The 14,587-nt window shown below is 73.2% G+C and carries 7 protein-coding genes; all 7 read right to left on the bottom strand.

Annotation, left to right across the window (positions count from 1 at the left end):
• Positions 1 to 16: 16 nt before the first annotated feature.
• The 7 genes from ABZ876_RS22990 to ABZ876_RS22960 all read right to left on the bottom strand — a co-directional run bounded on the left by ABZ876_RS22990 (position 17) and on the right by ABZ876_RS22960 (position 14,402).
• Complete coding sequence (locus tag ABZ876_RS22990) at positions 17 to 2,221, bottom strand: CDP-glycerol glycerophosphotransferase family protein (RefSeq protein WP_361784157.1); 2,205 nt, start codon at positions 2,219 to 2,221, stop codon at positions 17 to 19.
• Between the two features lie 5 nt (positions 2,222 to 2,226).
• Positions 2,227 to 4,419 (bottom strand): bifunctional glycosyltransferase family 2 protein/CDP-glycerol:glycerophosphate glycerophosphotransferase, encoded by a 2,193-nt coding sequence (locus ABZ876_RS22985; protein ID WP_361784154.1) that lies wholly within the window; start codon positions 4,417 to 4,419, stop codon positions 2,227 to 2,229.
• 156 nt (positions 4,420 to 4,575) lie between these two features.
• Positions 4,576 to 6,831, bottom strand: coding sequence for a bifunctional glycosyltransferase family 2 protein/CDP-glycerol:glycerophosphate glycerophosphotransferase (locus ABZ876_RS22980; RefSeq protein ID WP_361784151.1), 2,256 nt, complete (start codon positions 6,829 to 6,831; stop codon positions 4,576 to 4,578).
• A 165-nt stretch (positions 6,832 to 6,996) separates the two neighbouring features.
• The gene (locus ABZ876_RS22975; protein ID WP_361784148.1) at positions 6,997 to 7,905 is read right to left on the bottom strand and encodes a carbohydrate ABC transporter permease; all 909 of its coding nucleotides are present in this window, start codon (positions 7,903 to 7,905) and stop codon (positions 6,997 to 6,999) included.
• On the bottom strand, positions 7,902 to 9,245 hold the full coding sequence (locus tag ABZ876_RS22970; RefSeq protein ID WP_361784145.1) for a sugar ABC transporter permease: 1,344 nt from the start codon (positions 9,243 to 9,245) through the stop codon (positions 7,902 to 7,904). The genes ABZ876_RS22975 and ABZ876_RS22970 overlap by 4 nt, the downstream gene beginning before the upstream one ends.
• A 6-nt stretch (positions 9,246 to 9,251) precedes the next feature.
• The gene (locus tag ABZ876_RS22965; protein ID WP_361784142.1) at positions 9,252 to 10,640 is read right to left on the bottom strand and encodes an ABC transporter substrate-binding protein; all 1,389 of its coding nucleotides are present in this window, start codon (positions 10,638 to 10,640) and stop codon (positions 9,252 to 9,254) included.
• 159 nt (positions 10,641 to 10,799) lie between these two features.
• A complete protein-coding gene (locus tag ABZ876_RS22960; protein WP_361784139.1) occupies positions 10,800 to 14,402 on the bottom strand; it encodes an FHA domain-containing protein in 3,603 nt (1,200 codons plus the stop codon).
• Positions 14,403 to 14,587 lie beyond the last annotated feature (185 nt).

Genomic DNA, 14,587 nt, shown 5'->3' with positions numbered 1-14,587 from the left:
GGCGCCGGGCGCGTTCTCATGCCGTGGTCAGCGCACCCACGTCGCCCGCCGCCGGGGCCGGGATGGACACCGGGACGTCCGGCTCGCGCAGCATCAGCGTCCGCACCACCCGCCGGGCCGCCTGCCCGTCGTCGAACTCGCAGAACCGCGCCCGGAAGCGGGCCCGCAGCCGTGCCGACTCCGCGTCCCGCCAGCACCCCGAGGCGAACAGCCACGCCAGGTCCCGGTACGAGCGCGAGACATGACCCGGCGCCTGTGCCGTGATGTCGAAGTACGCGCCCCGTGCGGCCGTGAACGCGCCCCAGTCGTCGGCGTGCACGACGATCGGCCGGTCCAGGTTGGCGTAGTCGAACATCAGGCCCGAGTAGTCCGTGACCAGGACGTCCGAGGCGAGCATCACCTCCTCGACATGCACCTCGTCGGTGGCGTCGACCAGCACGCCGCGCCGGTGCAGCTCGGCCAGGCCCAGGCCGCGGGCCGGACCCTCCGCGAGCGAGGGGTGCAGACGGACCACCAGGGTGCGGCCCGTCCCCAGGTCCTCGGCGAACCGGGCCAGGTCGAAGCGGTCGGCGTGGCCGCCCCGGACGTGGTCCCGGCGGGTCGGCGCGTACAGCACGACCGTGTGGTCCTCGGGGATGCCGTGCCGGGACCGGAAGGCGGCCCCGTCGCCGGGCCGAGCGCCCACCAGGACGTCGTTGCGGGGGCTGCCGGTGCGGACCGAGGAGAAGTGGCAGGGGTAGGCGCGGTCCCAGACCAGCTCCGAGTGGCGGTTGGCGACCAGGCTGTAGTCCCAGCGGTCGGCGCGGCGCAGCATCTGCGGCACGTCCGCCCCGTAGCGGGCGCCCGGCTTGCCCAGCAGATCGGCCCCCATGTACTTCAGCGGGGTGCCCTGATGGGTGTGGATGTGGACGGTGCCGGGGCGCTTCACAAGGGGGCCGGGCCAGTTGACGTTGTTGACGAAGTACGTGGCCCGCGCGGTGATCCGGTGGTAGGCCAGAGAGTCCGGCAGCACGTACTCGATGTCCGGCGGAAGGTGCTCCGCCTGGTCCTGGCGCACGACCCACACGCCCCGGATGTGCGGGGCGAGCTCACCTGCCGCGCGGTGGATGGCGGCCGGGTCGCCGAGGACGCCCCGGTGCGAGAACGCCGAGTAGACGGCCAGGTTCGGGTCCAGGGGCCGCAGCGCGTGCGCCCGGGACCAGCCGCTCTTGACGCAGCCGGCCACCACCCCGCGGACCTGCTCTTTTCGCCGGCCGAGCGCGCCGCCGAGCGCGGCGGCCCGCTGCCGGGCCCGGTAGCGGGCGTAGCCGCCCTGAAGAACGCGCAGTTCGGCCGGGACCGGCTCCTGAGTGCGGTGCCGGCGGAACAGCTCGGCGGTGCGGCGGAAGAACTCGCCCTTGTCGGAGGCGGGCAGCCGGTCCGGTTTGGCGAGGATGTCCAGACAGTGCTCGCCCATCTTGCGGTGCAGACAGGGGCGCCAGCGGTCCAGTTCCGGGTGGGCGTCGACGTACGCGAAGACCCGCTCGTACTGGTCGTGGATGTCGAAGTGCTTGCGGCTGGTGGTGGACAGGATGTTGCCCTGGCGGCGCTGCCGGTAGTTGAGGCAGATCCGGTCGAGGGCCGCGATCCGCCGGGCGCTCAGCAGAGTGGGGAACGTCCAGGGCGTGTCCTCGTAGTAGCCCGGCGGGAAGCTGAGGTCGTGCGCGGTGACGTAGTCCCGGCGGTAGACCTTGTTCCACACCACCATCAGCAGGTCGAGGATCTCGGGCTTGTCCGCCGCCGTGAAGGTCCCCGCGCCCGCCTCGGCGAGCACCCGGGCCAGGACGTTGCGACGGGTGCCGCCCCACCAATAGGTGCGGGCGTAGTCGAAGACGAGGACGTCGGGGTCGCGGGTCTCCTCCAGCCGGTCGGCGATCGCGCGCAGCGCCCCCGGGGTGAGCGTGTCGTCGCTGTCGAGGAAGAACAGATAGTCCCCGGTGGCGTACGGCATCCCGGCGTTGCGGGCCCGGCCGAGACCGACGTTCTCGGGCAGGTGCAGCACCCGTACGCGCGGATCGCGCGCGGCGTACTCGTCGAGGATCGCTCCGCAGCCGTCGGGCGAGCGGTCGTCGACGGCGATCACCTCGAAGTCGGCGTAGGACTGCCCGAGCACCGAGTCCAGGCACTCGCCGAGGAAGCCCTGCACCTTGAAGACGGGGACGATGACACTGAAGCGGGGCACGAAGGTCAGCTCCTCACCAGGCAGTGGGCCGGGGCCGGGACACGCTCGGCGAGCGGGATCACGGGCGGGATCGACTCGGGCGGCTGCCCCAGCAGCACCCGGCGCACCACGCGCTCGGCGGCGAGCCCGTCGTCGAACTCGCAGAAGCGCTGCCGGAAGGCGGCCCGCAGGGCGGCGGCGGAGGGGTCCGCGTACGCGCCGTCGCGGAAGACCGCCGTGAGCTCCTCGGGCGTACGCGCCACCCGGCCCGGCGGCGTCTCCATCAGGTCGAAGTAGACGCCCCGGACCTCCCGGTAGACGTCCCAGTCGTCCGCGTACACGACGATGGGCCGGTCCAGGTTGGCGTAGTCGAACATGATCGACGAGTAGTCCGTGATCAGCGCGTCGGCGGCCAGGCACACCTCTTCGGAGGAGCGGTGGCCGGTGACGTCGATGATCCGGCCGTCGCCGCGCGCCGGGCCCCGGTCGTAGAAGTAGTGGGCGCGCAGCAGCACCACGTACCCGTCGCCGATCGCCTCGCAGAACGCCTCCAGGTCCAGGCGCGCGTCGAAGCCGGTGTCGTGGTCGCGGTGCGTGGGCGCGTACAGCAGGGCCGTCCTGCCCTCGGGGACGCCCAGCTCACGGCGGATCCGGGCCACGTCGTCCGCGGTCGCCGTGTAGTACACGTCGTTGCGCGGATAGCCGTACTCGAGGGTCTCGTACGACCCCGGGAACGCTCGCTCCCACATCCGGGTCGAGTGCCGGTTGGAGGAAAGGTTGTAGTCCCAGCGGTCCACCCGGGTGAGCAGCTTGGTGAAGCTCCCGGAGGCGGCCGCGACCACGGGATACGTCGACTGGTCGACGCCCATCTTCTTCAGCGGGGTGCCGTGCTGGGTCTGGAGGTGCACGCTGCCCGGGCGCTTGACGACACCGTCCGCGAAGTTGGCGTTGTTGATCAGATACTTGGCGCGGGCGAGCACCTCCCAGGCGGCGCGGCTGCCGATCACCGCGTACTCCACGTCCTTCGGCACGCCGGCCACCGCGTCCGGCTCCACGAGGAACACCGAGCGGATGTGCGGGGCCAGTTCGCGGGCCTTGGCGTGGATCGCGGCCGGGTTGCAGGCGTAGCCCCGGCCCCAGTACGCGCAGTACACGGCGAGTTCACCGTCGAGCGGGCGGTGCAGGTGCAGCGCGTACCGGGCGCGGGTGCGCAGCCCCCGGGGCCGGGGCGTTCGCCGCGCCGCCTGCGCCGCGCCCTGGTTGACGGCCCGCAGCGCACGGAAAGCGTCATAGGCACCGGACGCGAGCAGCCGGTGCTGTACCCCGACACTGCCCGCCGGCGGCCGGAACCCGGCCGGGCGGTGACGGCGGTACAGGCGGCCCGCCCGCCGGAAGAACGCACGCCGCAGATGCGCGGGCAGCCGCTCCGGATGCGCGGCGGTCCGCAGGACGGCGGAGAAGAGCTGCTCGAACAGAGGGCCCAACCGGTCGCCGGGCAGGGCGATGTCGGCGGCCCGGGTGAGGACCAGCTCGACCTGGTCGAGGAGGTCGAGCTGATGGGCTCCGGGGCTGTGCAGCCGGCTGCCCTGCCGGCGCACCAGATGCCGTACGCAGACCGACCGCAGAACCGCCATGCGCTCCGCGGCGAGCGTGACCAGACCGCCCCAGCCGATGTCGGTGAAGTGGCTCGCCGGGAACGTGAGCCGGTGCCCGGTGACGAACGCGCGACGGTAGGCGGCACTCCACGCGGGCACGGACACCCCGGTCAGCGCCGGCGCCCGGCCGGGCGCGAACGCCCCGTCGGGCGCCGGGCCCAGCGGGGGCGTGGACGTCTCGGCGTCCCACCAGTGGACCCGCTCGTGGTCGAAGAAGAGGACGTCCACGTCACCGGTCCCCGTCAGGCGCGCGTCGATCGCGGCGAGCGCACCGGGTGTGAGGACGTCGTCGCCGTCGAGGAACAGCAGATACGTCCCGGTCGCCGCCGCCATCCCCGTCGTACGGGCCACGCCCAGGCCGCCGGAGGGCGGCGAGGTCAGCGCGACGACTTGGGGGTGCCGTTCGGCGTACGCGGCGGCGACCGAGCCCGCGGCGGAGTCCGGGGCGTCGCAGACCGGAATCAGCTCGAAGTCGCCGAAGGACTGGCTGAGAACGGAGTCGAGCGCCTGGGACAGGCGGCCGGCTACCCCGAAGGCGGGGACGATGATGCTGAAGCGGGGCATTCTGGTCTTTCTCTCGGGCCCCGGTTCCTGTGCCGGGGCCTGTGCGTCGTGGGCGTGCGGGTATGTCAGCGCCCGGGCCGTCCGGCGGGGCGGCAGGTGAACGGCCTGGTGGGGGAGGGTCTGCGCGGCATGGGGATCTCCGGGTGGTTCAAAGGGTCACAGGCGCTCGGCGACCGGGACGGGACCTCCGGGTGCCGGGACGACGGCAAGCGGTACGGCGGGCAGGCCCGCGGCGGCGGACGGGACGGGGTGGCGGCCCGCCAAGGGGACCACCGACGGCAGTACGGCGCTCTCCCCGAGCACGATCCGGCGCACGATCCGCTCGGCGGCGCGCCCGTCGTCGTAGGGGCAGAAACGCTCGCGGAACGCGGCCCGCAGCCGCGTCGAACGCGAGCCGTACCAGTGGCCCGTCGCGAAGATGTCGATCAGTTCGTCCTCGCTGTGCGCGACCGCGCCCGGTGGGAAGGCCCGCACGTCGAAGCAGGTGCCGCGGGCCGCCTCGTACGCCTCCCAGTCGTCCGCGTACACCACGATCGGCCGGTCCAGGTTGGCGTAGTCGACCATCAGCGAGGAGAAGTCGGTGACCAGCGCGTCCGAGGCCAGGCACACCGACTCCACGCTCGGATGGTCGCTGACGTCGATCAGCCGGCCGCCGGTCGCCCGTGTCAGCGGCTCGCCGTACGAGGGGTGTGCCCGGGTCAGCAGCACGAAGCGGGGGCCGAGCCTGCTCAGGACACGCTCGAAGTCGAGGCCGGGGCGCGGGCCGCGGCGGTAGTCGCGGCAGGTCGGCGCGTACAGGATCGCCACCGAGTCCGCGGGGATGCCGAACGTCTCGCGCAGCCGGGTCACGTCCGCCGAGGTCGCCCGCGCGAAGATGTCGTTGCGCGGAAGGCCGTACTCCAGGGTCGTGAACCGGGACGGGAACACGCGCTCCCACACCAGGGTCGAGTGGCGGTTGCCGGACACGACGTAGTCCCAGGTGTCGGCGGAGCGGAGCATCCGCGTGAAGTCGGTGTCGCGGGCGGCGGCCGGACGGTCCCGGAGATCCAGGCCCATGCGCTTGAGCGGGGTGCCCTGCCGGGTCTGGACCAGGATCTGTCCGGGACGCTTGACCAGCCGCGGGCCGAAGTCGGCGTTGTGCACGAGGTACCGGGAGCGGGCCAGCGCCGTCCAGTACGCGGCCGAGTCCGGCCGCAGCCGGCGGGTGGCCGCCGGGATGGTGTGGTGGTGCTCGGGGCGGGCGATCCACGCGGTGCGGATCTGGGGGAACAGCCTGCGGAACGCGGACTCCAGGGCGGCCGGGTTGCAGCCGTACCCGTTTGAAGCGTCACTGGCGAAGACGGCCCGGTCGGCGCGCAGCGGGAGGCACCGCTGGAGGCGGTAGTGCACCCGCAGCGCGGCGCGGGCCGACCGGCGTCCCACGCGGGTGGTCAGGCGCCGGACGGCGCGCGCGAGCCGGGAGGTCAGGGACAGCAGCCGGAAGGTGCGGTGCGCGCCGAAGCGGACCAGCAGATGGCGCGGGCGCAGGGGGGTGCCCGGGACACGGTGGCGACGGTGGTGGGCGCGGGCCCGCCGCAGGAACTCGGCGTGGCTGCCCCGGGGCAGCCGGCCGCGCCGGACGAACACCGTGGCCAGGTGGTCGACCATCCGGCGGAACAGCACGGGCCGCCAGTGCGCGAGCTCAGGATGCGCGTCCAGGTGCGCGAAGACCCGGTCGTACTGGTCGAAGACGTCGAAGTGGCTGCGGCTGGTCGAGCCGAGGATGCTGCCCTGCCGGCGCTGGCGGTAGTGGACGCAGACCCGGTCCAGGGTGGCGATGGTCTCCGCGGTCAGCAGCACCGGGAACGTCCACGGCGTGTCCTCGTAGTAGCCCGGCGGGAAGGTGAAACCCTCCCGCTCGACGAACTCCCGGCGGTACGCCTTGTTCCACACCACCATCAGCAGGGAGAGCAGGCCGGGCCGGTCGTCGAGGCGGAAGGGCGCCGGGCCTTGTTCGGTGAGCAGGCCGGAGAGCCGGTTGCGGACCGTCCTTCCCGTCCAGTACGTGCGGGCGTAGTCGAAGACGAGGACGTCCGGTTCGCAGGTCTTCTCCAGCCGGTCCGCGATGTCCTGCAGGGCGTCCGGTGTCAGGCTGTCGTCGCCGTCCAGGAAGAGCACGTAGTCGCCCCTCACCAGCTCGAGCCCCGCGTTGCGGGCCCGGCCGAGTCCCACGTTCTCCGGCAGGTGCAGCGGGCGGACGCGGGCGTCGCGGGCGGCGAACTCGTCGATGACGGCGCCGCAGGCGTCCGGGGAGCAGTCGTCGACGACGATCACCTCGAGATCGGGATACGACTGGTCCAGCACGGATGTCAGGCATTCCTCCAGGTACGCCTGAACCTTGTACGCGGGAACGATGACACTGAACCTGGGCAAGGGGAATCCATGGGTCGGCGCGGGCATACTGCCCGAAAACGGCCGAGGGACTGGTTTGGTTACGCCCGGATGCGACATGCGGGGCAACAGTGAAGGAAACCCCAGGTGAACGGCGTGGGGTGGGCCGCGGTCCGGCCCACCCTGTGAACTGCCGTCCGGGCGACGCTATTTGACGGCACCCGCCATGACCCCCGACACGAACTGGCGCTGGAACGCGAAGAACACGGCCAGCGGGATCACCATCGAGATGAACGCGCCGGGCGCCAGGACGTCGATGTTGTTGCCGAACTGGCGTACCTGTGTCTGGAGGGCCACCGTGATCGGCTGGGTGCCCGACTTGGTGAACACCAGCGCGACCAGCATGTCGTTCCACACCCACAGGAACTGGAAGATGCCGAGGCTCGCGATCGCCGGGCCGCCCAGCGGCAGCACGACCCGTGCGAACAGCCGCAGTTCGCCCGCGCCGTCGAGGCGGGCCGCCTCCAGCAGCTCCCGGGGGATCTCCGCGAAGAAGTTCCGCAGCAGGAACACCGCGAAGGGCAGGCCGAAACCGGTGTGGAAGAGGATCACCCCGAAGACCGTCCCGAACAGGCCGATCCTTCCGAACAGTTCCGCGATCGGGATCAGCGCCACCTGCACGGGCACGACCAGCAGACCGACCACGGCGAGGAACCACCAGTCGCGACCCGGGAACTCCATCCAGGCGAAGGCGTAGCCCGCCAGGGAGCCGATCACCACCACCAGGACGGTCGCCGGGACGGTGATCAGGACCGTGTTCACCAGGGAGTTGGTGATGTCGCCGTTCTCCAGCAGCTTCTGGTAGCTCTCCACGGTCAGCTGCGAGGGCTTGCCGAAGACCGTCCACCAGCCGGACGCGCTCATGTCCGACGGCGAGCGCAGCGAGGACAGCAGCAGGCCGATCGTCGGCACCAGCCAGAACAGGCCGACCACGATCAGGAACAGACGGAGCAGGCCGCCGCCGACGCCTTCCGCGAGCCGCGCGCCGAGGGAGCGCCTCGCCCGGACGACGGTGACGGGCGCCCGCTTCGGCAGAGTTCGGACCTGCGTGGTCATCGCCTGACCTCCCGCCGCAGCCGACGGATGTTGAACAGCATCACCGGGATCACCAGCAGCAGCAGGAACACCGCGATCGCGCTCGCGATGCCCGGCCGGTCCTCCGAGAAGCCCTTGCGGTACAGCTCCAGGGCCAGGACGTTCGCGTCGTCCTGGGACGAGCCCGGCGGAATGATGAAGACCAGGTCGAAGATCTTCAGCACATTGATCATCAGTGTGGCCGTGACCACCGCGAGCACCGGCGCGAGCAGCGGCACGGTGACCCGGCGGAACACCTGCCATTCGTTCGCGCCGTCCACTCGTGCCGCCTCCAGCAGTTCCCGGGGCATCCCCGCGAGCCCCGCAGCGATCAGCACCATCGCGAAGCCGGCCCACATCCACACATACGCGCCGATGATGGCCGGCGTGACCAGCGACGGCCCCAGCCAGTCCACGCCGTTGTAGGGCTCCTTGAAGTTGGCCGCCGGCAGCCGAAGCCGGGCGCCGTCGGCCCGGGCGGGCAGGGTGAACGTGCCGTCGGCGGCGGCCTTCGTCGAGGCCACCACCCTGCCGTCCTTGACCGCCTCGATCCTCATTCCCGCGTAGCCCAGCTCCGGCGGGTCCACCGCGCCGAGCCTGCCGACGCCCTTGCCGCGTGTGAAGTCCTGCCAGGTGGTTCCGGTGATCCTCCCCGGCTCGGGCCCGGCCTGCACGGCCTTCTTCGCGCCGCTCGGCAGCTGGTCGGGGGCCACCCCGACCAGGGGCAGGGCGACCGGGCGGCCGGTGCGGACGGCGGTCCGCGTGATGAAGCCGCCCGCCTGTGCCGTGAGGGGCGACTCACGGCCGGGGTGCGCCTTCGGGAACGCGGACGACTGCGCGAAGGTGTCGTGTACCCCGACCCACACCGCGTTCGCGACGCCCCTGTCCGGATCCTGGTCGTACACCAGCCTGAAGATGATCCCCGCGGCGAGCATCGAGATGGCCATCGGCATGAAGACGACCAGCTTGAACGCCGTGCCCCAGCGGACCCGTTCGGTGAGCACCGCGAAGACCAGCCCGAGCGCGGTGGACACCGTCGGCGCGAACACCACCCAGATGATGTTGTTCTTCAGGGCGGTGCGGATGCCGTCGTCCGTGAACAGCGCCTTGTAGTTGTCGAATCCGGCGAAGCCGTCGCCGGACGCGTCTGCGAAGCTGCGCACGACCGAGTACCCGATCGGGTAGACCACGAGCGCGCCGAGCAGCACCAGGGCGGGCAGCAGGAAGAGGGCCGCCACGGTCTTCCGGGTGCCGGTCACACTCTTGCGACTCTTCGGAGCGGCGGGGGCCGCGGAGGCCCCCGCCGCCGTGGCCGACGTCATCGCCGGTCAGCTCCCGCTCGCGTACGCCGCCGCCGCGTCCTTCTCCAGCTTCGCCTGCGTGCCCGCGATGTCCGCCGGGTTCTTCAGGAAGTCCTGGAGGTCCTTCCACTCGCCCTTGCCGGGCGTGCCGCCGAAGGCCTGCGGGGCCTGGTCGGACATGTCGAAGCGGAAGTCGTCGCCGGCCGCCATCAGCGCCTTGGCCATCTTCTGCTGCACCGCGTTCGGATACGCGGACAGCGGGACCGCCTTGTTCGGTGAGAGATAGCCGCCGAGCCTGGCCTGGATGGTCGCCGCGTCGGGCGAGGCCAGGAAGGTGACCAGCGCCTGCGCCGCCCGGGAGTCCTTCAGGACGACCGCCGCGTCACCGCCGGAGACCACGGGCGCCTGGCCTCCCACCGCCGGGAAAGGGAACACCTTGGCGTCCGCGCCCACCTCGGCCTTGGTCTCGCCGATGTTGACCTGCACGAAGTCGCCCTCGAACACCATCCCCGCCTTCGGTTGGGTGCCTCCGGTGAAGGTCTGGGTGACCGAGGCGGGGAACTCGGTCTGCAACGCGCCGTCGGGACCGCCCGCGATGTAGTCCTTCTTGCCCCAGATCCGCGCCAGCGTGGCCAGCGCGTCCTTCACGGACGGATCCGTCCACTTGATCTTGTGCTGGGCGAGCTGGTCGTACTTGTCCGGGCCCGCCTGGGAGAGATAGACGTTCTCGAACCAGTCCGTCAGGGTCCACCCGTCGGCGCCGCCGATGGAGAAGGGGGTGACCCCGGAGTCGGAGACGTCCTGGGCCACCTTCAGCAGCTCCTCCCAGTGCGCCGGCTCCTTGGTCGCCGCGTTCTGGAAGACCTTGGCGTTGTACCAGATCAGGGACTTGTTGGCGGCCTTGTAGTACGCGGCGTACTGGGCGCCGCCGACCTTGCCGATGTCCTGCCAGCCCTGGGAGTAGTTCTTGGCGATCTGCGCCCGGGCCTCGGCGCCGAGGGGCTTGGCCCACTTCTTCTGCACGGCCTGCTTGATGGCGCCGGGCTGCGGGAGCAGGGCGACGTCCGGCGGCTGGCCGCCCGCGATCTTCGAGCCGAGGAAGTTGATGATCGGGTCCTGGGCGGGCACGAAGGTGACCTTGGCGCCGGTGCGTTTCTCGAACTCGGCGAGCACCTTCTTGAAGTTGGCCTGCTCGCCGCCGGTCCAGACGGCGGCGACCTCCAGGGTCTGGCCGTTCAGCTTGGGGAGGGTGACGGTCGTCGCGGTTTCCGTGCCTTTGCTGCTCTTGTCACTGCTCTTCTTGTCGTCGTCGCTTCCGCCGCACGCGCTCAGCGAGAGCGCCAACGCTCCCGCGACGACGGCGGCTGCGGTCCTGGCGGCCCGGTGTGTCCGGATGGTGCTGCTCGTACTGCGCATCACTGCCCCGTTCTTCGTTCCTCGTCGAACGTCGAGCGCTGTCCCGTGCGCTCTGGTCTACGCGGAGTCGATCGGGGCGGCAAGAGCGCCTGCGCCGTCAACCGGGCGATCGTGACCGCCTCGTGACGTACCGTGAGTGTGCTCTTGCGGTCGCGGAACCTACAGCAGCGAGGGCACCTCCGTGGCCGACACCGAGCGGGCCGCCCGCTCCAGCGCGCTGGCGAGAAGAGCCAAGTCCGTGGGTCCGTTGCCCAGTTCGCGGACCGGGCGGCGCGCGGGCGGGTCGCCCATGCGGTGCCACTCCAGGGGGACGACCGTGGGGCGCAGCGTCGCCGTACGAGGGATGCGTCCGGTGATCCGGCCACCCTGGAAGGGCGTCACCCGGCCGTCCGCACCCGTCAGACGGCCACGCCCGGGCGCCGGTTCGTCCGGTCCCGGCGTCACCGCGTCCAGGGCGATCCGAAGGCAGGCCGTGCGGGCCGGCTCCCATCCGGCCGTCCGTCCGCCCGGGCCCGCGGCGGCGACGAGATGCACCCCGAGCCGCTCCCCGTCCCGGGCCACCGCCTCCAGGGCCCGCACGACCGACCCGGCCGCCGGGCGGCCCGGTGCGCCGAGCGCGGGGGACAGCAGTGCGTCCAGGTCGTCCACCAGCACCACGAGACGGGCCATCGGCGGACCGGTCCGAGCCTGCTGCCGCGTCGCCGCCGGCCGCAGTCGCAGAGTCGTGCTCGCCGGGGAGTCGAGGTCGCCCGAGGCGGAACCGCCCGTGCGCTGCGGTCCGATCCGCTCCGACACCTGCCGCTGGGTGTGCCATTCGGCGAAGCCGAGCCGCCCCAGCAACTCGGCACGCCGCTTCAGCTCGGCGCTGAGCGACTGCGCGAACTCCCGCATGCGGACCGGGTCGTTGGCCGCCAGGAGGGTGGTGACGTGCGGCAGGTCCGTGCAGACCCGCAGGCCCTCGCCGTCGGTGGCGCCGTTCGGACCGCAGCCCCCGCCCTCGACGAGCACGATTCCCAGCCGGTCCGGACGCTCGGCCGCCGCGAGCGACGCGGCGATCGAACGCAGCAGCTCCGTACGCCCGCTGCCGGGCGGCCCCTCCACCAGCAGATGCGGTCCGTCGGCGGCGAGGTCCGCGGTCACCGGACCGCGGGGCCCCGCGCCCAGGACCGCCCAGGCGCGCCCGCCCGGCGACCTCGTGTCGTCCGCCGCGTCGGCCCAGCGCGCCATCAGGGAAGCAGGGGTGGCCCGTGCCAGGCCCAACTCGTCCAGCAGCCGGGCTGTCTGCGGCAGCGGCGCCGACACCCGCGGGTGCCGGTCACCGCCGCCGTCCGTGCGCAGCGGGGCGAGCGCCCGCGCGAACCGCTCCGCCCATGCCGGGGACACCGCGTCCACGACGGCGACCGTGCCATGCCCCAAGGGGGCCCGCCGCCCGCGTGCGGAGTCCCCGCCCCCTCCCGGCGCGACCCGCAGCAGCCGTAGTGCCGTCGCCACGTCACCGCACAGCAGCGCGACGGCGCCGCACTCCCGGAACGCGGGCGACGCCGCACACGCCGCCTCGTACGTCTCGGTGACCGGGGAGGCGGGGGAGGCGGACGGCGCGTCGGCCAGACACAGGACGTGGATACCGGCCCGCGCCCCCTCCTGCGCCAGCCGTGCCACGGCCTCGCGCACCCCGGAGCCACCGGGGTCGCCGTCCACGACCACCACGGTGTACGGCCCGGGGAAGGCGTCGCTCGCCTCGTCCTCCTCCCGCGCCCAGGAGGGGCGCCGGAGGGCACCTCGCACCCCGGGACCGGCGTGCGGGTCGGGCCCGGGGGAGGGGGCGGCGGATTTCTCCATGCCGGGAGTGGTTGTCTCGGAGCCGGGGCCGGCCGGGGGGCGGCCCCCGGAGGGTGTGTGGTCCGACAGGTGGTCCTCGAGGCGGCGCAGCAGCTCGTCGGTGCGGGCCGTGGCCTGTTCGCGGTCGTACGCCAGCAGAAGCCGGCAGTCCTGGCCGTGCGCCGGGCGCAGGTGTGGCAGCCAGCCGAGCCAGGCCCAGTCCGCGGTGCGTTCCTCCAGCGGACGTGCGCGGTCGGCGCTGATCAGGACCAGCTCCAGCGTGTCGGGGGAGTGCAGCGCGGCGAGCTGTGCCACCACCGCGCGCGCCAGCCCGGTCAGCCGCGCGCGGGGCCCGGCCAGGCCGAGCGCACCCACCTCACGCAGCCCGGCCGTCACCGGCACCGCGGGCAGCAGCGCCCCGCCGTCCGGCGCCGTACGGTCGGCCGTGCCCAGCCGCACGGTGAGTGTCTCCGGGTGGCCGGGTCCGCGCTCCCACAGCCGGGGCCCGGGACCGAGCGCACTGAGCAGCAGCGCCGCGAGGTCGGGCCACATCTCGGGGACCGGGGCGGCGAAGGACGCGGGCGGCGATGCGAACCGGTCCCCGTCGACGCCCTGTCGTGCGGTGCCGGCCTGTTCCCCGCGGCTTCCGGTCAGACGCCGCGCCCAGGCGGTGAGGCCGCCGCGCCTGCGCACTCCCGCGGGCGGCTCCGTGCCCCGCGGCGGGGTGCCCCTGCGGGTGCCCCCGGCGGAGGGACCGGACGCCGGACCCCGGTTCCCGGTTCCCACGGCTCCGTCCTGCCCGGGTACGACGGGTGTGGGGACGGGCGGCTCCACCGGGCCGTGCTCCTGTGCCCCGGGGGCGGTCCCGTCGGAGGCGCCCCAGGCGCTGACGCCGAAGCCGTGATGGGTGTCTCCGGAGGCGATGCCGTCCGCGGCCGGGTGCCCCGCGCCGGTGGGGCCCCCGTCCGTGACGCGGAGTCCGTCGGGGGCAGAGGTGCCGGGGTGGTGCCCGTCCTGGGGGCCGGTGAGCGGCCCTAGGCCCGTGCCGTCGGCCCCCGCGATCCCTTGGGCCTCAGCGACCTCATATGCCCCAGTGGCCCCCTGGGCTCCCGTGATCCATCGGGACCCCGCGGCCTCCGCGTCCCCCGCCGTGCCGTAGGCGCCGGGGAGGTCCATTGCGCCGGAGTCCCCGCCCGAGGTGCTCCCCGCGCCCGCGTGCGGCACGGTCGCCGGGCCCGTGGAATCCGCAGGGCTCGCCGGAGCCTCCTCGCCCAGGATCCGCACCTGCCCCTCTCCGTCCGGTGCCGTCCGCAAGGGCAGCGCCGCGCCGGGCGGGGCCAGCCGCAGGGCCGATTCCCCGAGCCGCAGCAGCGCGCCCGGGGCCAGCCGCACCGGGCGGTCGCTCACCTGCCTGCCGTCCAGCACGGTGCCGTTCGTGGAGCCCAGGTCGGCGACCGAGACGCGGCCGTCGGCGGCGACCGTGACCGCGCAGTGCAGCCGGGAGACGTCGGGGTCGTCCAGCGGGACGTCCGCGTCGGCGGAGCGGCCGATGCGGACCGTACCGCCGTGCAGCAGATGGACGCCGCCGGCGTCCGGGCCCGCCACCACATGCAGCTGGGCCGTGTCCTTGTCGGGCTCGGGGCCCGGCTCCGCGGGCGCGCCGAGGGTCAGCACCGCCCCGTCCAGCAGCGGCGGCTCGCCCAGCGTGCAGCGCTGCGGATCGAGCCGCTCGGAGCCCGCGTACAGCACCAGGGAACCCGCACCGGGCTCCCGGCCGCGCTCGGGCGCGCCCCCGGCCGCGCCGACCGCCGAGGCCAGGCCCGACGCCACCGCGGCCAGTGCCGTACCGGCGGGAGCGGTGACCAGCACGTCGCAGCTTGCGGCGCGCGCCCGTGACTCCGGGGGCGGGCCCAGCGGGTCTACGACGGTCAGCCGGATCTGCATCGCCGTCAGCGGTCCCTTCTGCGCGGGCGCCCGCGCACGAGGACGGAGCCGCGCCGCGGTCCCCCCACCGCGAACTCCCCCCACCGCGCACGAGCACAGCGGCCAGTACGGAATGCATCCTCGCACCTGCGACCGACAACACGCCCGCCGCCCAGCCTCAAGTGATCTTGATTGGTCGGCTCTGC

It is taken from the genome of Streptomyces sp. NPDC046931, from assembly GCF_040644655.1.
Classification (GTDB): domain Bacteria; phylum Actinomycetota; class Actinomycetes; order Streptomycetales; family Streptomycetaceae; genus Streptomyces.
This window is presented reverse-complemented; position numbering and strand designations above follow the sequence as displayed.

What these genes read in the sequence shown, in the direction of transcription:
- ABZ876_RS22975 (WP_361784148.1), bottom strand. Translation starts at nt 7,905, where the DNA reads ATGACCACGCAGGTCCGAACTCTGCCGAAGCGGGCGCCCGTCACCGTC.
- ABZ876_RS22960 (WP_361784139.1), bottom strand. Translation starts at nt 14,402, where the DNA reads ATGCAGATCCGGCTGACCGTCGTAGACCCGCTGGGCCCGCCCCCGGAG.
- ABZ876_RS22985 (WP_361784154.1), bottom strand. Translation starts at nt 4,419, where the DNA reads ATGCCCCGCTTCAGCATCATCGTCCCCGCCTTCGGGGTAGCCGGCCGC.
- ABZ876_RS22970 (WP_361784145.1), bottom strand. Translation starts at nt 9,245, where the DNA reads ATGACGTCGGCCACGGCGGCGGGGGCCTCCGCGGCCCCCGCCGCTCCG.
- ABZ876_RS22965 (WP_361784142.1), bottom strand. Translation starts at nt 10,640, where the DNA reads ATGCGCAGTACGAGCAGCACCATCCGGACACACCGGGCCGCCAGGACC.